We start from the raw sequence: 22,489 nt of genomic DNA, 5'->3' as shown, positions 1-22,489 counted from the left end.
TGAAAGTAGGTCATCGTCAGGCTAGTTCTACCGCATCAGCCCTGCCTCCTCATGGACGCAGGGCTGTTTGCTTTGGGGCGCCGGAAATTGGAAGCAATGCGGGCCACTTGCCAACCTTTGTGAATCGCCATCATCCTCTCCTCGCAAGGTTTCCAACGCAACCGGTCCGGGATCGGGCCACCATCAATACAAGTCGACTCAACGATTGCATGCTGCGAAAGCAAATCGGATTCGTAGATGGTCCTCGATACGGACAATAAAAAAGCCTGCATGAAGCAGGCTTTTTTATTGTCCTGTACTTAGCTTAGAAGGAATAGGTCGCGCTCAGCACGGCGAAATTGGCGCCGTCGTTGGGCTGTTTAATGCTGCCGTTGGAGAAGTGCTGGATCTTCAAGCCGATGTCCAGATTGTTTGTGAAAACATAACCGACGCCGATATGGTCGCCGAACTGGAAGCGCGTGGAAAATTGGCGATCGTTGTTGTCGTAGATTTCGCCCAGATAATGGGCACCGATACCGGCCTCCACATACCAGCCCTTGAGGCTGTCGTTCTGAAAACGGAAAACCGGGGTGAAGCCGAAGTCGATGAAATCCTGCTTATTGCCGGGTATGTTGCGATAGCGGTTGCCTCGCCACTGTGCCATCGTAAGATCCCAATAACCGCCGATGTGGGTGCCGTTCGACTGCCACCATTTCGAATCCCATTTCCATTGCAGCCCGACACGGGCCAACTTGGTCTTATTCCCGGAACCAAATTCTAGCGAAACACTATCAACTGCATGAGCAGCCTGCATGCCTCCCAAGGATGCAAGCGCCGCGAGTACAACAGATGATATTCTTTTCTTATTCATTCTTAACCTCTTCTGTGAATGGGTTCGCCCAGCCTATTTGTTTGCAACTACAAGTTGCCGATATTGTGGCAGATGTTGCTTTGGCATGCTTGCCAGCATCACGGAGATGCCTGCAACTCAAGGCACATAGGCATGTTCGGCAAGGCCGGGAACATCGACTTCCATTTCAAGCACAAAGCCGGAAAGCGGGAGACGGGCCAACTCGTCGGGCGGCCGCTTCTGGCTGACGGTTGTGATGTACAAGGTACGAAACTGGGGACCCCCAAAAGCCAGCATGGTCGGGCACCGTACCGGCACTTCTATTTCTCTTAATATCTCTCCTGACGGCGAAAGCCTCAGCAAGCGCCCGCCCTCGTACATCGCGCACCAATAGGCGCCCTCGCTGTCGACCGCAGCGCCATCGGGCCGGCCGCCGTAGCCTGAGGACTTGTCGGAAGAGAATTCCCTGAATATTTTTCCTGTGCCGACCGTGCCGGTCGCTACTTCATAGTCGTATGCCGTGATGCGATGCGCGGTGGTGTCGGCGTGGTAAAGCGTGCGCTGGTCAGGGCTGAATGCGACCCCGTTCGAAACGGTCACCGGGCGGTCCGCATCCCGGCATTTGCCGCGCTCGATGCAGAACAGCGAGCCGCCCTGCCTGTCCCTGGGATCGTACAGTGTACCCGCCCAAAATCGTCCTCGTGCGTCGCACCGGCCATCGTTGAAGCGGATGACGGACGGATCATAAGGAGGTGCGGCAAGCATGTCCAGGTCGCCGCTCTTGGGGTCAAGCATCGCCAGGCCGGAACGCATCGCGACGAGAATGCGGCCATCGGCGGCGTAGGCGATACAGCCCGGCTCCGACGGCAGTTCCCACTTGTGATGTGCGGCATCTCCCGGCCGGTATCGATGCACCGCGAGCCCAGCGATATCGATCCAGTACAACGCCGATTCAAGAGGATGCCAGAGCGGAGATTCGCCAAGCAGCATCGGCGTATCGAGCAAGGGGCGAATCACATTGGTCGACATGGAAGTTGCTTTTTTGAGATGATGATGCACCATTATGCATTAACCCTTAATAACGATAGGAGAGGACCGTGAGCGGTACCGCGTCACCACAGAAGATCGCATTTCTCGGAATAGGTTTGATGGGCAAACCCATGGCAATGCGTTTGCTCAAAGCCGGCCATGCGCTCACGGCCTGGAACCGGACCAGGGAAAAGGCGGATGCGCTGGCTGCTTTCAATGCCAGGATCGCCGACAATATATCCGGCGCAGTTAGCGAGGCGGACCTGGTCATCACCATGCTGGAGGCCGGGCCCATCGTGGGTGATGTGCTCGGGCAAGCGATGGACTACCTGAAACCCGGGGCGCTGGTCATCGACATGAGTTCGACACGGCAATCCGAAGCACAGGAGTTTCATCGGCAGTTGAGCCAGCGAGGCGTAGGCTTCGTCGACGCTCCGGTGTCCGGTGGAGTGGTAGGCGCCGAAGCCGGAACGCTCGCCATCATGGCAGGCGGGAGCGAGCAGCATTACCGGCGCGCCGAACCTGTCTTGAGCATACTTGGGCGCCCTACGCACGTCGGACCGGCCGGTTGCGGCCAGATCGCGAAGCTCTGCAACCAGCTGATCGTCGGCGGCACCCTCTGCATCGTCGCGGAAGCTCTGATGCTCGCGCAGGCCGGCGGCGCCGATCCCGCGGCGGTACGCGCGGCCATTCGCGGCGGCTTTGCCGAAAGCCGCATTCTCGAGGTACACGGGCAGCGCATGCTGGACCGGAATTTCATGCCCGGCGGCCAGGTGAAGAGTCAGGCCAAGGATCTGGAAAATGCTTTGGTTGCAGCTGCCGCGGGCGGCATCAGCCTGCCGGTGACGCAATTGCTTACCGACCTATACCGCAGCATTCTCGATGTGGCGCCCAATGCGGACCAGGCCGCCGCCCTGCTCGCGATAGAGAGGCTGAATCCAGGCATGCGGGTCGGACAAGCGCCAGACAGGCTTCCTTAACCTTGCGGAAGCGCAATCGAAGCGTGCCGGCGGCGTCTGCATCACGGAATGCCCGCCGGCGTATCCGCCGCCGGGCCGCCCCCGCTCCCATCGAGCCCGTGTTGCGGCGAAACATGACGCGGCACACGATAATGCTCCAAGCTCTTCAAAACCTATCCAATCCTTTCACAATTCCCCGTAACACTGCTCTATGACCACAACGCCTCGCCCACGCACCGACTGGCACGCCGTATGGCAGTTAATCAAGCCTTACTGGAGTTCGGAAGAAAAGTGGAAAGCCCGCGGTCTGCTGGCCGCTGTCATCGCGCTTGCGCTCGGGCTGGTTTATCTCGACGTACTTTTCAATGCCTGGAACCGGGATTTCTACAACGCGCTGGAAACCAAGAATTTTCCGGAATTCCGCGAACAGCTATGGCGATTCTCCTATCTCGCCTTCATCTACATCGCCGTCGCGATCTACCGTGTCTACCTGATGCAGGCGCTGGAAATCCGGTGGCGGGCGTGGCTGACCCGGCAATATCTCGATGAATGGCTGGCCAACCAGGCGTACTACCGCATCGAGCAGACGCGCTCGGCCGACAACCCCGACCAGCGCATCGCGGAAGACCTGCAATACCTGACCAACGGTACCCTGACCCTGTCGCTGGGACTGCTCTCCAGCGTGGTATCGCTGGCATCGTTCGTTGGCATCCTGTGGTCGGTCAGCGGGCCGCTGTCATTCATGCTCAGCGGCCAGCAGGTCACCATTCCCGGTTACATGGTGTGGTTCGCCATTGCCTATGCCGGTATCGGATCCTTGCTGGTGCTCTGGATAGGCCGGCCGCTGGTGCAGCAGAACTTCAACCAGCAGCGTTACGAGGCCGATTTCCGTTTCGGCCTGGTCCGCATCCGCGAGCATGCGGAAGCGGTCGCGCTGTACCGCGGCGAGCAGCAGGAGAAAACCCAGCTCGGCAATCGCTTCCAGCAGATCTGGCAAAACTGGTGGACCATCATGCGCACCACCAAGCGGCTCAATGTCGCTTCCAATTTCTATGCACAGTTCGCCGTGATCTTTCCCTTTCTGGTCGGGGCTCCGCGTTACTTCTCCGGCGCGATCACCCTCGGCGGCCTGATGCAGATCAGTTCCGCCTTCGGCCACGTGCAGGATGCGCTTTCCTGGTTCATCAATGCGTTCAGCCAACTCGCCAGCTGGAAGGCCAGCGTCAACCGGCTCGCGGGTTTCCATGCCGCCGTGATTGCCGCGCGTGATCGGGTCTCGGGCATTCCGGTGACCCGCAACAATGTCGGCGCGATTCTTCTCGATGGCGTCAGGCTCGAGCTGCCGAACGGTGCATCGCTGACAGAGGCGTTGAGTGCCCAAATCCACGAATCCCAGCGGATTCTGGTCAGCGGGCCGTCGGGCTGCGGCAAGTCCACGCTGTTCCGGGCGATTGCCGGCATCTGGCCGTATGGCAGCGGTAGCATCGAAGTGCCGAACGGGGCCAGGCTGCTATTCCTGCCGCAGCGCGGCTACCTGCCGATCGGCACGCTGCGGGCGGCCATTTCCTACCCGGCCGCCGAGACGGCATACAAGGATCTGGCAGTGCGCCACTATCTCGAACTGTGCAAGCTGCCGCACCTGGCCGACAAGCTCGATGAACCCGACAACTGGAGCCAGCGCCTGTCACCCGGCGAGCAACAGCGCCTTGCCTTCGTGCGCGCCTTGCTGGCCAAGCCGCAGTACCTGTTTCTCGACGAAGCCACCAGCGCCCTCGATCCCGATACCGAGGAGCGGCTGTATGCCTTGCTGCTGGAGGAGCTGCCGGAGGCCAGCATCATCAGCATCGCGCATCGTCCGGCTGTTGCGAAATACCATCAGATCCATTGGCAATTTGTTCATGACGTCCCGCACGGTGAACAGTTAGCGGACGCTATGCAACAACAAAACTATACAATCCAGCCATCCCGGCTACCAGTTCAATAAGCGAGCCATCTACCGGCAGGCAATGCGGGCGGTACATGGAACGGCGACATGGCAAACCTATTTCATGAAACGACTCCTTGTTCCATTTGCTATTTCATTGCTGCTTGCAGGTTGCGCGCAGCAGCCGATAAGCACCACGGCTGCAGTGTCGGACGCCACGCTCGCGGCAGCCGGCGAGAATAGGGACGCAGGCGAGGTCAAGCTGTTCTCGGTCAATCCCGCCGGCGGCTTGCCGAACGGCTGGGAACCCCTGATCCTGCTGCGCACCAAGAACCAGACCCAGTACAAGCTGGTGAACAAGGAAGACCGCACCGTGCTGCATGCACGTGCCGAGAAGGCGTCGTCGGGCCTGATGCAGAAGGTCGCCATCGATTTGGAAAACAATCCCTGGCTGCACTGGCAATGGAAGATCGCCGACCTGATCCACGGCGCCGACAATACCGACCATGCCACCGAGGATTCTCCGGTGCGCATCATTCTCGGCTTCGACGGCGACAAGGAGTCGCTGCCGTTCGCCGACCAGATCCTGTTCGAGACCGCCCGGATCATGACCGGCTATGAATTTCCCTATGCCACGCTGATGTACATCTGGGAAAACAAGGCGCCGGTCGGCACCGTCATCCGCAGCAAGCACAGCAGTCGCATCAAGATGATGGTGGCCGCGCGCGGCAATAAGGGAATCGGCGAGTGGCAGAGCTTCGCCCGCAACATCGTCGAGGATTATGAAAAAGCCTTCGGGGAAAAACCGGGCAGGCTGATCGGCGTCGGCGTGCTGACCGATACCGACAATACCGGCGCATCCGTCGAGGCCTGGTACGGCGACATCCGCCTGCTGCGCGAGCGCGGCATGCTGGCCGCCGGCGAGGAAAAGGGAGGCTCTCTAGTCGTCGGTCAGAGCGAGTAGGGCGAAACTCGCCAGCCAGTGGGTGCCGGCATAGTCGCCGCTGCTGGCCTGTGGCAATGACGCCGACAGATGCGCGGCGACCGCATCCGCCACCGCTTGCCGCATCTCCGCCGGCAATTGCGGCGCCAGCCGCTTCCAGCACCAGGCCCGCGCCAGGTTCAGGCCGTCGAGATGGGCCAGCTTCGGATCGCTGCGGTCGCTGACCGCGACCGGCGTCAGCCAGGTTGGCAAATCCTCCCGGGCCGGGCAAAACACTTCCCACCAGTCCGCATAGCTGCAGCCGTCCACGACTCGCAGCATCAGTACCGCTTCCAGCAGGCCGCCCGACAGGAAATCATCGCCGCCCGGTTCATACCGCGCCGGATAGCGGCGGTCGCGGCCGAACCATTGATTGGCCTTGGCCGCAATCAGCTTGCGCAGGGCAATGTGCTGTATCTTTTCCGCGTAATCCAGCGCGAACAGCAGCCCGAATGCACTGTTGGCATGCGTGCCGGCGCGGATCGGGTAGTCCGCCAGCGGCAGGTAATGCAGGTAGCGTTCGGCGATCAGGTCCGCCAGTGGCTGCAGAGAATCGCGCCAGCGTAATGATTGCGGATCGGCCTCGGCCAGCAGCACCAATTCCGTCTGCAGCTTGAGCAGCCAGGCCCAGCCATAGGTGCGCTCGAAGGATTGCCGGGCCGGATGCCTGAAGTAAGCCGCCTCGGTTTCGATATTGGCGGAAGCGAAGTGCAGATCGAACGTGTCACGGATGCGCGGTGCCTCTTCCTGCGCAGGCGCCAGGCGCAGCAGGCGCGCCAGCAGCCAGTGCATGTGCACGCTGGAGTGCCAGTCATAGCTTCCGTAGAACGCCGGATGCATGGCGCGCGGCGATTGCCATTCGCCCGGGCTGGTCAGCAGGTGATCGATCTTGTGCGGCAGTTCCCGCGTCACGTTCGACAGCGCGACGCGCGCGAAGGGCGCCGCATGCATGTCAAGCGCGAGGGAGCCTAACGTATCCGTCTGCATCGAATCCGCCTTTCAGGATGACTTTCAGGCTGCGGAGGCAGGACGCAGGTAAGCCTCCGCCAGGCGCACCCAGTAAGTCGCGCCGAGCGGAAGCAGTTCGTCGTTGAAGTCGTAGCTCGGATTATGCAGGTTGCACGGACCCAGGCCGTGCCCCTCCATACGGTGGCCGCCTTCGCCGTTGCCGATGAAGACATAACATCCCGGTTTTTCCTGCAGCATGAAGGCGAAATCCTCGGCACCCATGGTCGGCTCGACTTGGGTATCGACGTTGTCTTCGCCGACGACCGACTTCAGCACGTCGATGGCGAACGCGGTTTCCCTGGCATGATTGATCAGCGGCGGATAGTTGCGGTGGAAGCTGAAATCGATCGTGCTGTCGAAGGCCGCGGCGGTATGTTCGGCGATGGTGCGCATGCGGTTTTCCATCAGGTCGAGCACGGCGGTCGAAAAGGTGCGCACCGTGCCGATCAGCGTGGCTTCATCGGGAATGATGTTGGTGGCGCTGCCCGCATGAATCTGCGTGATCGACAGCACGGCCGCATCGAGCGGATTCTTGTTGCGGCTGACGATGGTCTGCCAGCTCTGCGCAATCTGGATCGCTACCATGATCGGATCGATGCCCTTGTGCGGCTGCGCCGCATGTGCGCCGCGGCCCCTGATCACGAGTTCGAATTCATTGGAGGAGGCCATCATCGGCCCTGGCGTCACGCCGAAGGTGCCGACCTTCACGCCCGGCCAGTTGTGCATGCCGAATACCGCCTCCATGGGGCACTGCTCGAACAAGCCGTCGTCCATCATGCGCCTGGCGCCGCCGCCGCCTTCTTCGGCGGGCTGGAAAATCAGGTAGACCGTGCCGTCGAAATTGCGGTGCCTGGCCAGGTAGTGCGCTGCGCCGAGCAGCATCGCCACGTGGCCGTCATGGCCGCATGCATGCATCTTGCCCTGGTGCCGCGAGGCATGCGCGAAGGAATTGATTTCCTGTACCGGCAAGGCATCCATATCGGCGCGCAAGCCGATGGCGCGCGTGCCGGTTCCATTCTTGAGCACGCCCACCACGCCGGTCACGCCCATGCCGCGAATGACGGGAATGCCCCATTCGGTCAGCTTGGCGGCGATCAGGTCGGCGGTGCGCTCCTCCTCGAAGCAGAGTTCGGGATGGGCGTGGATGTCGCGCCGGATCTGCTGGAGTTGGGATTGGAATGCGACGATCGGGTCAATCAGGTTCATGCTGTTCTCCGCAATCCGCTACGCAGGCCACCATGCTTGTTGCCCGTCGGTAAGCGGAATTTTCTCTTCCTCGATATATTACTCGGAAGCGTTCGCAGTTATTCTAGCGACTGTGGCCGAGGACGTGCATGCCATCGGACAAAGCACCTTTCGGCATTTGCCAACTCGACAAGAGCACGCGAAAACAAGACTCCGAGAACACGAGAACACAATATGAGAGCGCGGTCTTGCACCCCAAGAACCGTCCCCATCAACACGACGCGTTTCCATCCGATGCGCGTCCGCCCTGGAAGACTTTGATGACGACATCCATCGTTCGCGCCACCTGCCCCCATGACTGCCCCGATACTTGCGCCTTGCTGGTCACCGTCGAAGACGGCGTCGCCACGCAGGTGCGCGGCGACCCGGACCATCCGACCACCGCCGGCGTGCTCTGCACCAAGGTATCGCGCTATACCGAGCGCACCTATCACGCCGATCGCCTGCTGCATCCGATGAAGCGGGTGGGGCGCAAGGGCGAGGGTAGATTCGAGCGCATCTCCTGGGACGAGGCGCTCGATACCATCGCCGCGCGGCTGAAAGATGTTGCGGCGCGCGATGCCGAGGCCATCGTTCCCTACAGCTATGCCGGCACGATGGGGCTGGTGCAGGGTGAATCGATGGCGGCGCGCTTCTTCAACAAGCTGGGTGCTTCGCTGCTGGACCGCACCATCTGCGCCTCGGCCGGCGCCGCCGGCTACAAATACACCGTGGGCGCGCGCATCGGCACCGATGTCGAACAGTTCCAGAATGCCAAGCTCATCCTGATATGGGGCGGCAATCCGATCGCCTCCAACCTGCATTTCTGGATGCGGGCGCAGGAAGCCAAGCGGCGCGGTGCCAAGCTCATTGCCATCGATCCCTATCGCTCGCTGACAGCGGAAAAATGCCACCAGCATATCGCGCTGCTCCCTGGCACCGATGCCGCGCTTGCGCTCGGCATGATGCATGTGCTGATCCGGGACAACCTGGTGGACGAAGACTATATCGCCCGCCATACGCTCGGCTATGAGGCGCTGAAGGAGCGCGCAGCGGAATGGACGCCGCAGCGTACCGCCGATACATGCGGCATCAGCGTCGCGGAAGTCGAGCAGCTGGCCCGCGACTACGGTTCGCTGGCCAGCCAGGGAGAGCCGGTGGCGATCCGCGTCAACTACGGCCTGCAGCGGGTGCGCGGCGGCGGCATGGCGGTGCGCAACATCGCCTGCCTGCCGGCGCTGGTCGGTGCCTGGCGGTATGCGGCGGGAGGCGTGCAGCTTTCGGCTTCAGACACTTTCCCCAAGAACGGCGCGGCATTGCAGCGCCCCGACCTGCTGGGCAAGCCGGTGCGCACGATCAACATGAGCACGATCGGCGATGCATTGCTGCAGGAGGCGTCGCCGGAATTCGGACCGAAAATCGAAGCCTTGATCGTGTACAACTCGAACCCGGTGGCAGTCGCTCCCGAATCGCCCAAGGTGGCGCAGGGCTTCGCCCGCGAAGACCTGTTCACCGTCGTGCTCGAGCATTTTCAGACCGATACCGCCGACTATGCCGACATCCTGCTGCCGGCCACCACGCAGCTGGAGCATACCGACATCCATGCTACCTATGGCCATCTTTACATGATGGCCAACAATCCCGCCATCGCTCCGCTGGGCGAAGCCAAGCCGAATACCGAGGTCTTCCGCCTGCTTGCGCAGCGCATGGGCTTCGACGATCCCTGCTTCCGCGAAAGCGATGACGAACTGGCAGCCCAGGCTTTCAACAGCAAGGATGCGCGCGCCATCCACTTCGACTGGGACTCCCTCAAGCGCAAGGGTTGGCAGAAGCTCAATGCCGCCGATGCGCCGTTCGCGCAAGGCGGATTCGCGACGCCCTCGGGCAAGTGCGAGTTCTACTCCGAACGCATGAAGGCGGACGGTCTGGATCCTTTGCCAACCTATATTCCTCCCTATGAATCGCGCGTCAGCAACCCGGAGTTGGCAAAGCGATATCCGCTGGCAATGATTTCTCCGCCGGCAAGGAACTTTCTTAACAGCACCTTCGTCAATGTGCAGAGCTTGCGAGATACGGAAGGTGAACCGCATCTGGACATGCATCCCATCGATGCCGCGCAGCGCGGGATCGACGATGGCAATCAGGTACGCATCTTCAATGACCGCGGATCATTCGTCGCGAAGGCGCGCGTGACCGACAAGGCGCGCGAGGGACTGGTGGTGGGCTTGTCCATCTGGTGGCGGAAGTTTGCCGCCGATGGCAAGAATGCCAATGAAGTGACCAGCCAGCGCCTGACCGACATGGGCAACGCGCCCACGTTCTACGACGTGCTGGTGCAGGTACAGAAGGTATAGGAAATGAAGATGAAGTGGCGGGTATTGGCATGCGGCGGCATGGTTGCCATCATGGCGGGCTGTGCGCAGATCGGGTATTTCGCGCAAGCGGCCCATGGACAATTCTCGCTGCTTTCCGAAGCACGGCCGATCGATGAATGGATCGCCAGCCCCGGCACCGAAGACAATCTCAAGACCAAGCTGGCGCGCGTCAAGGAGATCCGAGCATTCGCCGCGCGCGAACTCGGCCTGCCCGACAATGACAGCTATACCACCTATGCGGATCTGAAGCGTCCGTTCGTCATGTGGAACATCGTCGCCACGCCGGAGCTTTCGCTCAAGCCGATGGAGTGGTGCTTCCCGATCGCCGGCTGCGTCAAGTACCGCGGCTATTACCGCAAGGAAGATGCGCAGGCCTATGCGGCCGAACTGCGCGCGGCGAAGTTCGATGTGGAAATTTCCGGCGTGCCTGCCTATTCGACGCTGGGATGGTTCAAGGACCCGGTGCTGTCGACCTTCATCAAGTATCCGGACGGCGAACTGGCCCGCCTGGTGTTTCATGAACTGGCGCACCAGGTGGTGTACGTGCCTGGCGATTCGCAGTTCAACGAATCCTTCGCGGTGGCAGTGGAAGAGGCGGGTGTCGAGCGCTGGCTGGAAAAGCATGGCGACGACAAGACGCGCAAGGCCTATGTTGCCTATGAAGGCCGCAAGCGCGACTTCCTCGCCCTGCTGATGAAGCATCGCAAGGCGCTCAGCGCCAACTACGAGAGTGATGCCAGCGACGCAGAGAAGCGCAAGGAAAAAGCGGCGATCTTCCAGGCGCTCAAGGATGAATACCAGGTGCTCAAGGCAAGCTGGGGCGGCTATGCCGGTTATGACCGCTGGTTCGCGGAGCCGCTGTCGAATGCGCACCTGTCGGCCATCGCGACCTACAACGATTTCGTGCCGGGCTTCCGCGCAATGCTGGCGCAGCAGAAGGATCTCGGCAGGTTCTACGCCGCCGTGCGCGCACTGTCCGCTCTCGGCAAGGAAGATCGGCATCGCGAGCTGGCAGGGCTCGCCCAGACTGCGCCGGTGGCGGCAGGGAACAGCGTCGAGATCGCTGCCCAGTAAAAAATTTTGGCGTGCACCGATGGCGCAAACCCATCGCAAGCCATAAACATCAATCAATGCGAAAAGCGGCCTTTCATGGCCGCTTTTTTGCGTGTATTGTGCATAGGCAGCAAACAGCATTTGCCAGCATTTTTCCGCTCGTATTGTTGCATTGCAAAAGAAGGGGCTGCTAGAAGTATGCTTCGGAACCTATTAAAAGACTTGCATGTAAGCGCGCCGACCGATAGCATCTATGCCGAGAAAAAGAACCGGTCGTGCTATTTTTTGCGACATCCTATCCTTCCATAAAAAGACAAGAGGCAGACAATGGAAAAGCTTTGGCTAAAGTCTTATCCTGAGGGCGTTCCCGCGGAGATCGACTACACACAATACCGCTCCCTGGTGCATCTGCTCGAGGAGTCCTTCCAGAAGTTTGCATCGCGCAATGCCTACGTGTGCATGGACAAGTTCATGACGTATGCGGAGCTCGACCAGCTTTCCACCCAGGTCGGCGCCTGGCTGCAGGGACGCGGGCTGAAGAAAGGTGCCCGCGTGGCGCTCATGATGCCCAACGTGCTGCAATACCCAGTGGCGATCGCGGGCGTCCTGCGTGCCGGTTATTGCGTGGTCAATGTCAATCCGCTCTACACGCCTCGAGAACTCGAGCACCAGCTCAATGATTCCGGCGCCGAAGCCATCATCATCCTGGAAAACTTCGCCACCACGCTGGAACAGGTGATCGGCAAGACCAAGGTCAAGCATGTGGTGGTGGCCAGCATGGGTGAAATGCTCGGCGGCGTCAAAGGCGCGCTGGTCAACTTCGTGGTGCGCAACGTCAAGAAGATGGTGCCGGCATTCTCGCTGCCCAACGCGGTCCGCTTCAAGCAGGTCCTGTCGGAAGGCGCGCGGCAGCAGCTCAAGCCGGTGGAGCTCGGTCACGACGATCTCGCCTTCCTGCAATACACCGGCGGCACGACCGGCGTGTCCAAGGGCGCCACGCTGACGCACCGTTGCGTGATCGCCAACGTGCTGCAGAATGATGCCTGGGCGCAGCCGGCGCTGCAGCAGGAACCGAAGATCGATCCGCTCACCATCGTCTGCGCATTGCCGCTGTATCACATCTTCGCGCTGACCGCCTGCATGCTGATGGGCACGCGCTGGGGGGCGATGAACATCCTGATCCCGAATCCGCGCGACATTCCAGGCTTCATCAAGGAACTGTCCAAGCACAAGTTCAACCTGCTGCCGGCGGTGAACACGCTCTACAACGGCCTGCTCAACAATCCGGAATTCGCCAAGCTGGACTTCTCCAGCCTGAAGATTTGCAACGGCGGCGGCATGGCGGTGCAGAAGGCGGTCAACGACAAATGGCTCAAGGTCACAGGCTGCCCGATCGTGGAAGGCTACGGCTTGTCCGAAACCTCGCCGACGGCGACCTGCAACCCGGCGACATCGGAGGAATTCTCCGGCACCATCGGCCTGCCCATCCCGGGCACCGAGATCGCGATCCTCGACGATGCGGGCAACCCGGTGCCTCTCGGCGAGCCGGGCGAGATCGCGATCCGCGGCCCGCAGGTCATGGCTGGCTACTGGAACCGCCCCGATGAAACCGCGAAGGTCATGACACCGGACGGCTACTTCAAGTCGGGCGATATCGGCGTGATGGACCAGCGCGGCTTCGTCAAGATCGTGGACCGCAAGAAGGACATGATCCTGGTGTCGGGCTTCAACGTCTATCCCAACGAGATCGAAGGCGTGGTCGCCGCGCATCCGGGCGTGCTCGAATGCGCCTGCATCGGCGTGCCCGATGCGAATTCCGGCGAGGCGGTCAAGCTCTTCGTGGTGCGCAGGGATGCCTCGCTGACGGTGGATGAGCTGATGAGCTATTGCAAGGAGCAGTTCACCGCTTACAAGAAGCCCAAGTACATCGAGTTCCGCGAAGACCTGCCCAAGACCAACGTCGGCAAGATCCTGCGCCGCGAATTGCGCGACGAAAAGAAAGCCGCCTGATCTCAAGACGATTCAGCGATCCAGATTCAGCGATTCGGCAAATCAGAAACCGCCTGCTAAGCAGGCGGTTTTTTTATGCCCATCACGCCTGCTGCAACCGGGGTCGCCCAGTCTCGACGACGAAGCTTGCCACGGTCGCCGCGTAGGATTCCGCCAGCCACACATCGTCGAGCGCCTGGAATCGCGTCGCAATCCGCTCGGGCGTGATCTCAAGCAGCATGTAGCCCCGCCGGTCGCTGCGCCCGTACTTGATATGGGGATTGTCGGCGACGTAGCGGTCGGTGCGCGACTGCGGCCGCGATTTGGAAGTGACGGAAGTGCCGCACAACTCGGCGGCGACCACCGGGTTGTCCCTTGATGCGCGCCGGTTGAAGTCCGGGCGCAGCTCGGCTGCGTAAAAGGTATGCACATCGCCCGACAGCACGACCGGGTTGCTTAACTCATGCTTGCGCATGGCATCGAGCAGGCGCCGCCGCGCCGCCGGATAACCGTCCCAGCCATCGTTCCAGAAGCGGCCGCCATCCTCCCCCTCGATCGGGACCTGGGAACACTGCGCCATCAGCGTCTGCTGGGCGAGCAGGTTCCAGGAGGCTTTCGATGCGGCGAAGCCCGCAGCCAGCCATTGCTCCTGTTCCGCGCCGAGCAAGGTGCGCTCCGGCGCCGTTCTTTCCGCGCAGGCTGCGCCGACCGATGTCGATCCTCCCCGCCCCGTATGCTGGCAAGCCTGGTGCGAGCGGTACTGGCGGCCATCAAGCAGATGGAATTGCGCAAGCCGCCCCCATTCGAAGCGGTCATAAATGCGCATGTGTGCGAAGCGCTGCGGTCCTGCAGGCAGCGCATGCAGGCGCACCGGCATGTGTTCGTAGAATGCCTGGTACGCCGCCGCGCGCCGCTCCATGAAATCCGGGGCCAGGCGTTGGTCGCGGTCATCGGCGTAATCGTTGGATACCTCGTGATCGTCCCAGGTCACGATCCAGGGGGCGGCAAGATGCGAGGCTTGCAAATGCGGGTCGGACTTGTATTGCGCATAGCGCGCACGATACTGCGCAAGCGTCACGCTTTCGTTGCTGCGCCTGCGCGGCGCCGGCGGATGTGCCAGCGCATGTTCGCCCCACTCGTAGATGTAGTCGCCGAGGAAGGCGACCAGGTCGGGGGTTTCCGCGGCGATGTGCCGGTGGGCGGCATACTGGCCGAAGTCCCAGTGCTGGCAGGAAGCCACGGCAAGTTTCAATGAGGAAGCCATGTCATCCGCCGCCGGCGCCGTGCGGGTCCTGCCGATCGGGCTGACCGCGTCGCCCAGCATGAAGCGGTACCAGTACCAGCGGCCCGGCCTGAGTCCGACGGCATCGACATGCACACTGTGCGCGAGCTCGGGCAGCGCGGTCGCGTTGCCCTTGGCCACGATTTTCCTAAAGCCTTCGTCTTCCGCGATTTCCCATTGCACCGCATACGGCCGGCTGCCGGAAGACTGCGCATCGAGCGGGTCTGGCAGGATGCGCGTCCACAGGACAACGCTGGCGGCGCGCGGCGAGCCGGAAGCCACGCCCAGGCTGAACGGATAGTGCGCGGTGCGGCTCAGCGCGGTGGAAGGAAAGGCGGCCGACAGCGCGGCGAGCGATAGCAGGCGCGCCGAATGTTCGAGAAATCGCCTGCGCTCAGATCGCATGGAAAGCGTTGCCTGAACCCGGCCTGAAATCATCCGGGCTGCTCGTCATTCCTCGACGAGCGGCGGAATAGGGCGGCGCTGGCGGTTCTCATCGGTGGCGACATAGGTCAGCGTCGCTTCCGTGACCTTGACGATCTCGACCTGCAGGCGATTGCGCTCCGCATAGACTTCGACATTGACAGTGATCGAGGTATTGCCCACCTTTACGATGTCCGCATACAAGGACAGCAGGTCGCCGACGAACACCGGTTGCTTGAATACGAAGGAGTTGACGGCCACCGTGGCGACTCGGCCATTGGCGCGCCGCACCGCCGGCAACGAGCCGGCAATGTCGACCTGCGCCATGATCCATCCGCCGAACACATCGCCGTGGACATTCGCGTCGGCGGGCATCGGCATCACCCGCAATTGAGGCATCTTGCCCTGCGGCAGACTGGTCTGGAGTGTGTCTGTCATTGTGTTTTCCCGGAAAAGCCTCATAACAGGCTCTACGCTAAAATCATCGAAGCCACAGCATAAACCATTCCACTGGATAAACCATTTCATGCGCCGTTCCCCCGTGTCATCCCCCGAGCCGCCCGCCAATGAAGGCACCCGCAATGATTGGGGCACGCTCAAGACCCTGTTTCCTTACCTGTGGGCCTACAAGTGGCGGGTATTGCTGGCGCTGATTTTCCTGATCGGCGCCAAGGTGGCCAACGTGGGCGTGCCGCTGGTGCTCAAGGAACTGGTCGACCGCATGACCATCAGCCCCGACCGGCCGGAAACCCTGCTGGTCCTGCCGGTGGGTATCCTGGTCGCCTACGGCGCATTGCGGCTGTGTACCACCATGTTCACCGAGTTGCGGGAATTCGTGTTTGCAAAGGTCACGCAAAGCGCGGTGCGGACGATCGCATTGCAGGTGTTCCGGCACCTGCATTCGCTGTCGCTGCGCTTTCACCTGAATCGGCAGACCGGCGGCATGACGCGCGACATCGAGCGCGGCTCGCGCGGCATTTCATCGCTGGTGTCGTACACCCTGTACAGCATCCTGCCGACGCTGGTGGAAATCACGCTGGTCATCGGATACCTGGTGCTGAATTACGATATCTGGTTCGCCGGGATCACGATCACGGCCTTGCTGGTGTATATCGGCTTCACGGTGGCGGTGACAGAGTGGCGCACCAATTTCCGCCGCACCATGAACGATCTCGATTCCAAGGCCAATGTCCGGGCCATCGACTCGCTGATCAATTACGAAACCGTCAAGTATTTCGGCAACGAGGAATACGAAGCGCGGCGCTACGATCAAAGCATGCAGAACTGGGAGACGGCGGCGGTCAAGTCGCAGACGTCGCTGTCCATCCTCAACACCGGGCAATCGCTGATCATCGCCGTCGCCGTCACCCTGATCCTGTGGCGCGCCACCCAGGGCGTGATCGACGGCACGATGTCACTGGGCGACCTGGTGCTGGTCAATGCATTCATGATCCAGCTCTACGTGCCGCTCAACTTCCTCGGCGTGATCTACCGCGAGATCAAGCAGAGCCTGGCGGACATAGAGCGCCTGTTCAAGCTGCTCGACCAGCACCGCGAGGTGGCCGATGTACCCAATGCGAAACCGCTTGCCATCCAGGGTGCCGAGCTCAGGTTTTCGCACGTGGACTTCAGCTACGAAGCCAAGCGGCAGATCCTGTTCGATGTCGATTTCACGATCCCCGCCGGCACTACCACCGCGGTGGTCGGCCACAGCGGCTCCGGCAAGTCCACGCTGTCGCGCCTGCTGTTCCGCTTCTACGACATCAACGCCGGAAGCATCAGCATCGACGGGCAGGATCTGCGCAACATCACCCAGGTTTCGCTACGCAAGGCGATCGGCATCGTGCCGCAGGATACGGTGCTGTTCAACGACACCATCGAGTACAACATCGCCTATGGCAAGCCCGACGCCAGCCGCGAGGAAATCGTGGCGGCGGCGAAGGCGGCCTACATCCATGACTTCATCGAGAGTCTGCCCGACGGCTACCAGAGCATGGTCGGCGAGCGCGGCCTGAAGCTGTCGGGCGGCGAAAAGCAGCGCGTCGCGATTGCCCGCACCCTGTTGAAGAATCCCGCCATCCTGATTTTCGACGAGGCAACATCCGCGCTCGACTCGCGCGCCGAGCAAGCCATCCAGGCCCAGCTCAAGGAGATCGCCAAGGACCGCACCACGCTAGTGATCGCCCACCGCCTGTCGACCATAGCCGATGCCGCGCAGATCCTGGTGCTCGACCATGGCCGCATCGTCGAGCGCGGCACGCATGCACAGCTGCTGGCGCAGAACGGCGCCTATGCGCAGATGTGGGATCGCCAGCAGGCGCGGCAGGAAATCGGCCCGTCGTCACCCGGCACCAATGACCGCGACGCGGAACCGGCGGTGGCTTAAGTGGCTTGGAAGGCCTGTGCGGCCTGCATGGCCGGGGCGGCTTGCAGGGCATAGCTTTGCTTCAGCCGGGAACCGGACTACCATAGCGCCATGGAAACCAAATGGCTGGAAGATTTCATTTCATTGGCGGAGACCGGCAGCTTCAGCCGGTCGGCCGAGCTGCGCCATGTGACGCAGCCCGCATTCTCCAGGCGCATCCAGTCGCTGGAAGCCTGGCTCGGCGCCGACCTCATCGATCGCACCTCCTATCCGACCCGCCTTACCCATGCCGGCGAAGTGTTCTACGAACAGGCACTGGAAATGCTGGGGCAGATCAACAACGCGCGCGCGCTCCTGCGCGGCAAGCGCCCGACCGCATACACGACGGTCGACTTCGCCGTGCCGCACACGCTCTCGCTCACCTTCATGCCGAAATGGATCAGCGAGCTCAAGCAGGATTTCGGCATGCTCAACAGCCGGCTCATCGCGCTCAATGTGCACGACGCGGTCATGACAATGGTGGAGGGCGGCTGCGACCTGCTGCTGTGCTATCACCATCCGCGCCAGCCGGTACAGCTTGACGCCAGCCGCTATGACATGCTCACGCTCGGCAGCGAGACCTTGCGCGCCTACGCGCGCTGCGACCGCAGCGGCGTTCCTCAATTGCAGCTGCCTGGCACGGCGAAATCGCCGCTGCCGTTTCTCTCCTATACCAGCAATGCCTATCTCGGGCGCATGGTCGATCTGCTCCTTGCGGATGCAGAACAGCCTCTTCATCTCGAGAAGTGCTATGAAACGGACATGGCCGAAGGCTTGAAAATGATGGCGCTCGAAGGCCATGGCATTGCCTTCCTGCCCGAGTCCGCGGTGGTGCGCGAGCTTAAGCAGAAGCATCTGGCCCGCGCCGACGGCGGACGTCCCGACTGGGAACTGAGCATGGAAATCCGGCTCTACCGCGAGCGCCCGGCGGCGCAGCGTCCGGGAAAGCCGGTGGTCGCCCGTTTGTGGGACTACCTGATCCAGCGCGCAGGCAAGAAGCCGCGCCAGCGTAAGGCCGCTCCGGCGGCCGTTTGAACGCCCGTGCCGGTACTTTTGCGGCGACGCAAACCTTATGTTTTTCATGCATAGTTGCATGCTTACAAAGCATTGGATCGCGCTAATGTGTTGCACTAGCATGCCTTCCTGTAATGCTAATCCCATGTCATGGAATGCCCTGGGATTGGAATGAATTCAATTCCAGCAGCGATGCCTGCCTGAATCCACAAGGAGCAGTAGCACCATGTCCACACAGCACGAAGTTCCATCCTACCTTACACAAAAAGAAATCGGCCCATGGGGCGTCTATCTCGAGCAGATCGACCGCGTCACGCCTTACCTCGGAACGCTGGCGCGCTGGGTCGAAACCCTCAAGCGTCCGAAGCGCATTCTCGTTGTCGATGTGCCGATCGAGCGCGACGACGGCAGCATCGCCCACTTCGAAGGCTACCGTGTCCAGCACAATACCTCGCGCGGACCGGGCAAGGGCGGCGTGCGCTTCCACCAGGACGTTACGCTCTCGGAAGTGATGGCGCTGTCGGCCTGGATGACTGTCAAGAATGCGGCGGTCAACGTGCCCTACGGCGGCGCCAAGGGCGGCATCCGCGTCGACCCCAAAACCCTCTCCATTGGTGAACTGCAGCGCATGACGCGCCGCTACACCAGCGAAATCAACATCATCATCGGCCCCAACAAGGACATTCCCGCGCCGGACGTCAATACCAACGAGCAGATCATGGCGTGGATGATGGATACCTACTCGATGAACCAGGGCAGCACCGCCTCGGGCGTGGTTACCGGCAAGCCGATCTCGCTTGGCGGCAGCCTGGGGCGGCGCGAAGCGACCGGCCGCGGCGTCTATGTCGTGGGCTGCGAAGCGGCTGCCAAGCGCGGGCTTGACATCAACGGCGCCAAGGTTGCGGTGCAGGGCTTCGGCAATGTGGGCGGTATCGCCGCGCGTCTGTTCGCCGAAGCGGGTGCCAAGGTGGTTGCGGTACAGGATCACATCTCCACCATCGTCTCCGACAGCGGCATCGATGTCGCCGCGCTGCAGGCGCATGTCGCGCAGCATGGCAGCGTTGCGGGCTTCAGCGGAGGCGATACCGTCAACGACCGCAGCCGCTTCTGGGAAGTCGACTGTGACATTCTCATTCCGGCCGCACTTGAACAGCAGATCACCGAAGCCAATGCGAACAAGATCCGCGCCAAGATCATCCTCGAAGGCGCCAATGGACCGACCACGCCGGCAGCCGACGATATCCTGCATGACAAGGGCGTGCTGGTCGTGCCCGACGTGATTGCCAATGCCGGCGGCGTGACGGTGAGCTATTTCGAGTGGGTGCAGGATTTTTCCAGCTTCTTCTGGACCGAGGACGAGATCAATCAGCGTCTCACCCGTATCATGCGCGAAGCTTTTGGTGCAGTATGGACACTTGCGCAGGAGAAAAACGTATCATTACGTACTGCGGCATTTATCGTGGCTTGCACCAGAGTATTGCAGGCACGGGAAATGCGAGGACTGTACCCTTGATTTTCCGGATGCACTAAAAACTGGCAAGCTGCCGGCAATGCACCGGCGGCTGCCACTACAGGATGTCGGCCGATGTTCAATGCAACGCCGGCCGTCCTGTGCGTTATCTCTGCCGGCATGAGATGGAGACCTTATGCTCGACATCACGATTACAAGTCCGATTCTTAAAGCCGGGCTGGCGGTATCATGCTGCCTGCTTGCCGCATCCGTACCCGTGCATGCCGGCACCGATACGCTGTCCAAGATACGCGACAGCCGTACGATCACAATCGCGCACCGCGAAGCCTCGGTACCGTTTTCCTACCTCGACGACAACAAGAAGCCGATCGGGTATGCAATGGATCTTTGCCTGAAGATCGCCGATGCAGTGCGCCGTGAAGTCAAGCTTGATCGCCTCAATATCCAATACCTCGCGGTTACCTCCTCGACGCGCATTCCGGCGATCGTCGACGGCAAGGCCGACCTTGAATGCGGTTCCACCACCAACAATGCCGAACGGCGCAAGCAGGTCGCCTTCACCATCCCCCATTTCATAGCCGCCGTCCGCATGGTGGTACGGGCCGATTCCGGCATCGCCAACTGGGCCGACCTGCGAGGCAAGCAGGTGGTTACGACCAAGGGCACGACCACCATGAAGCTGCTCGCCGATCGTGACAAGGTGCGCGCACTCGGATTGCGGCTGCTGGAAGGCCGCGACCATGCGGAATCGTTTGCCATGGTGGAGGAGCGGCAGGCCGCGGCTTTTCCGATGGATGATGTCCTGCTGTACGGATTGCGTGCCGGTTCCCCTCGCCCCGAACAACTCGTCGTTGTGGGCGATGCCCTGTCGGCCGAGCCCTACGCAATCATGATGCGCAGGGAAGATCCGGCATTCAAGGCCGTGGTGGACCGGGAGATGGGCCGCATCATCAACGACGGCGAGGTCTACAAGCTCTACGACAAGTGGTTCAAGCATCCGATTCCTCCCAAGAACCTGGCCATGAATATGCCGATGGGACACCTGCTGCGCGATACCTTCCGTTTTCCGACCGACAAAGTCGGCGACTGAAATGTCGCGCTCGATGCTGCAAGAGCACTTATCCGTATAAATACGTATTGCGTGCAATTCAAAACAAAGCCATGTTCCGACAACATGGCGGTGCCGTAGGGGAGTTATGTATGGGATCAATCGAAATCGTGTCTTATATGCATAGCTTTTGGTACACTAAAGTTGCTAACTTTTTCCAGGAGATAAAATGAAACTAGCAAAACTGATCACTGTTCTTATCGGCGCAGGGGTCATCGCGGGAGCAGCGCAAGCGCAGGAAAGCCCTACGCTCAAGAAAATCAAGGATAGCGGCACCATTACCCTGGGCGTGCGCGACTCTTCCATTCCCTTCTCCTATCTGGACGACAAGCAGTCCTACCAAGGCTATTCGATTGATCTGTGCATGAAAGCCGTAACAGCCATCCAGAAAAATCTCGGCCTGACCCAGCTCAACGTCAAGATGAACCCGGTTACATCGGCCACCCGCATTCCGCTCATGGCCAACGGCACCATCGATATCGAATGCGGTTCGACCACCAACAACGTCGAGCGCCAGAAGCAGGTCGCGTTCGCGCCGACCACCTTCGTCTCGGGCAACCGCCTGCTGGCCAAGAAAACAGCCAACGTGAATTCCCTGAACGACCTCAAGGGCAAGACCCTGGTGTCGACCGCCGGCACTACGTCGATGCGCCAGGTGACCGCGCTCAATACCGAGAAGAATCTCGGCATGAACATTCTGTCGGCCAAGGACCATGCCGAAGCCTTCCTGATGGTGGAAACCGGTCGCGCGGTGGCTTTCCTGATGGACGACATCCTGCTGGCTTCGCTGGCCGCGACTTCCAAGTCGCCGGCTGACTACACGATTACCAAGGATGCGCTGCAGCTTGAGCCCTACGGCATCATGATGCGCCGCGACGACCCGGGCTTCAAGAAGGTCGTCGATGAAGCGATCGTCGGTGTCTTCAAGTCAGGCGAGATCAACCGCATCTATGCGAAGTGGTTCCAGTCGCCGATTCCGCCCAAGGGCGTGAACCTGAACTGGCCGATGGGCGAGCAGCTGAAGAAGGTCATCGCCAAGCCGACCGACTCCGGCGATCCGGCTGCCTATCAGTAAAACGGCAGGACGGCATGCAGCCGACGCCGAAGCGGCGTCGCTGTTTTGCCGTGCAGGCGAAATCCAAGTTCAAAGCGGGAAGCGAATGCTTCCCGCTTTTGCAAGGCGCTATCACAAAACGCTATTACAACGCACCTTTGTATTGGTTTCTATCTCACGCCATGCCGTGGCATGGGATCGGTGCAAGGCATCGGGCAATGATCGGATGACGAATGTCATCGCTTGATCGGCAAGGCGATACACGCAACGCATAAGGGCAAGCTATGAACTACAACTGGAACTGGCGCATCTTCTGGGAGCCGTCGCCCGACGCCGTCGGCACCTACATGGATACGCTGCT

17 protein-coding genes are annotated in these 22,489 nt (G+C 60.9%); 11 read left to right on the top strand and 6 right to left on the bottom strand.

Translation table 11 applies throughout. From position 1 onward, the window contains the following. Window positions 1–304: 304 nt before the first annotated feature. Entirely contained in the window at window positions 305–850 is a 546-nt protein-coding gene (locus RY831_RS30855; RefSeq protein WP_326510150.1) for an acyloxyacyl hydrolase, read from the bottom strand. Between the two features lie 117 nt (window positions 851–967). Beyond that, window positions 968–1,858 (bottom strand): SMP-30/gluconolactonase/LRE family protein, encoded by an 891-nt coding sequence (locus RY831_RS30850; protein ID WP_326510149.1) that lies wholly within the window; start codon window positions 1,856–1,858, stop codon window positions 968–970. Window positions 1,859–1,926: 68 nt separating this feature from the next. On the opposite strand from RY831_RS30850, the gene RY831_RS30845 reads away from it, so the two are divergent. The 3 genes from RY831_RS30845 to RY831_RS30835 all read left to right on the top strand — a co-directional run bounded on the left by RY831_RS30845 (window position 1,927) and on the right by RY831_RS30835 (window position 5,705). Further along, entirely contained in the window at window positions 1,927–2,838 is a 912-nt protein-coding gene (locus RY831_RS30845) for an NAD(P)-dependent oxidoreductase (protein ID WP_326510148.1), read from the top strand. Between the two features lie 190 nt (window positions 2,839–3,028). Continuing rightward, entirely contained in the window at window positions 3,029–4,801 is a 1,773-nt protein-coding gene (locus RY831_RS30840; protein ID WP_326510147.1) for an ABC transporter ATP-binding protein/permease, read from the top strand. Between the two features lie 64 nt (window positions 4,802–4,865). Then, window positions 4,866–5,705 carry a DUF3047 domain-containing protein gene (locus tag RY831_RS30835; RefSeq protein WP_326510146.1) on the top strand — a complete coding sequence of 280 codons (840 nt, stop codon included), beginning with the start codon at window positions 4,866–4,868 and terminating at the stop codon, window positions 5,703–5,705. Here the strand turns inward: RY831_RS30835 and RY831_RS30830 are convergent. Beyond that, a complete protein-coding gene (locus RY831_RS30830) occupies window positions 5,682–6,710 on the bottom strand; it encodes a DUF2891 domain-containing protein (protein ID WP_326510145.1) in 1,029 nt (342 codons plus the stop codon). The two genes, RY831_RS30835 and RY831_RS30830, sit on opposite strands and share 24 nt — an antisense overlap. Before the next feature lie 24 nt (window positions 6,711–6,734). Continuing rightward, window positions 6,735–7,937, bottom strand: a complete 1,203-nt coding sequence (locus tag RY831_RS30825; protein ID WP_326510144.1) for a M20 aminoacylase family protein — start codon at window positions 7,935–7,937, stop codon at window positions 6,735–6,737. Window positions 7,938–8,236: 299 nt separating this feature from the next. Here RY831_RS30825 and RY831_RS30820 point away from each other — a divergent pair, with 299 nt between their 5' ends. From RY831_RS30820 to RY831_RS30810, 3 genes are all read left to right on the top strand, one after another. Next, entirely contained in the window at window positions 8,237–10,309 is a 2,073-nt protein-coding gene (locus tag RY831_RS30820) for a molybdopterin-containing oxidoreductase family protein (RefSeq protein ID WP_326510143.1), read from the top strand. Between the two features lie 3 nt (window positions 10,310–10,312). Continuing rightward, window positions 10,313–11,404 carry an aminopeptidase gene (locus tag RY831_RS30815; protein WP_326510142.1) on the top strand — a complete coding sequence of 364 codons (1,092 nt, stop codon included), beginning with the start codon at window positions 10,313–10,315 and terminating at the stop codon, window positions 11,402–11,404. Window positions 11,405–11,710: 306 nt separating this feature from the next. Further along, a complete protein-coding gene (locus RY831_RS30810) occupies window positions 11,711–13,393 on the top strand; it encodes a long-chain fatty acid--CoA ligase (RefSeq protein ID WP_326510141.1) in 1,683 nt (560 codons plus the stop codon). Window positions 13,394–13,475: 82 nt separating this feature from the next. Here RY831_RS30810 and RY831_RS30805 read toward each other — a convergent pair whose 3' ends face one another. Beyond that, complete coding sequence (locus RY831_RS30805) at window positions 13,476–15,059, bottom strand: alkaline phosphatase D family protein (RefSeq protein WP_326510140.1); 1,584 nt, start codon at window positions 15,057–15,059, stop codon at window positions 13,476–13,478. Between the two features lie 45 nt (window positions 15,060–15,104). After that, entirely contained in the window at window positions 15,105–15,515 is a 411-nt protein-coding gene (locus tag RY831_RS30800; RefSeq protein ID WP_326510139.1) for an acyl-CoA thioesterase, read from the bottom strand. A gap of 88 nt (window positions 15,516–15,603) precedes the next feature. Here RY831_RS30800 and RY831_RS30795 point away from each other — a divergent pair, with 88 nt between their 5' ends. The 5 genes from RY831_RS30795 (at window position 15,604) to RY831_RS30775 (ending at window position 22,149) form a co-directional block, all read left to right on the top strand. Beyond that, window positions 15,604–17,463: an ABCB family ABC transporter ATP-binding protein/permease gene (locus RY831_RS30795; RefSeq protein ID WP_326510138.1), complete on the top strand. Its 1,860-nt coding sequence runs from the start codon at window positions 15,604–15,606 to the stop codon at window positions 17,461–17,463. A 90-nt stretch (window positions 17,464–17,553) separates the two neighbouring features. Beyond that, complete coding sequence (locus RY831_RS30790; protein WP_326510137.1) at window positions 17,554–18,516, top strand: LysR family transcriptional regulator; 963 nt, start codon at window positions 17,554–17,556, stop codon at window positions 18,514–18,516. Between the two features lie 205 nt (window positions 18,517–18,721). After that, complete coding sequence (locus RY831_RS30785) at window positions 18,722–20,008, top strand: Glu/Leu/Phe/Val family dehydrogenase (RefSeq protein WP_326510136.1); 1,287 nt, start codon at window positions 18,722–18,724, stop codon at window positions 20,006–20,008. A gap of 133 nt (window positions 20,009–20,141) precedes the next feature. Then, on the top strand, window positions 20,142–21,056 hold the full coding sequence (locus RY831_RS30780) for an amino acid ABC transporter substrate-binding protein (protein ID WP_326510135.1): 915 nt from the start codon (window positions 20,142–20,144) through the stop codon (window positions 21,054–21,056). A 187-nt stretch (window positions 21,057–21,243) separates the two neighbouring features. Next, window positions 21,244–22,149 (top strand): transporter substrate-binding domain-containing protein, encoded by a 906-nt coding sequence (locus tag RY831_RS30775; RefSeq protein ID WP_326510134.1) that lies wholly within the window; start codon window positions 21,244–21,246, stop codon window positions 22,147–22,149. Window positions 22,150–22,489 lie beyond the last annotated feature (340 nt).

The sequence above is a fragment of the Noviherbaspirillum album genome (assembly GCF_035916955.1).
GTDB classification, from domain to species: Bacteria; Pseudomonadota; Gammaproteobacteria; order Burkholderiales; family Burkholderiaceae_D; genus Noviherbaspirillum; species Noviherbaspirillum album.
This window is presented reverse-complemented; position numbering and strand designations above follow the sequence as displayed.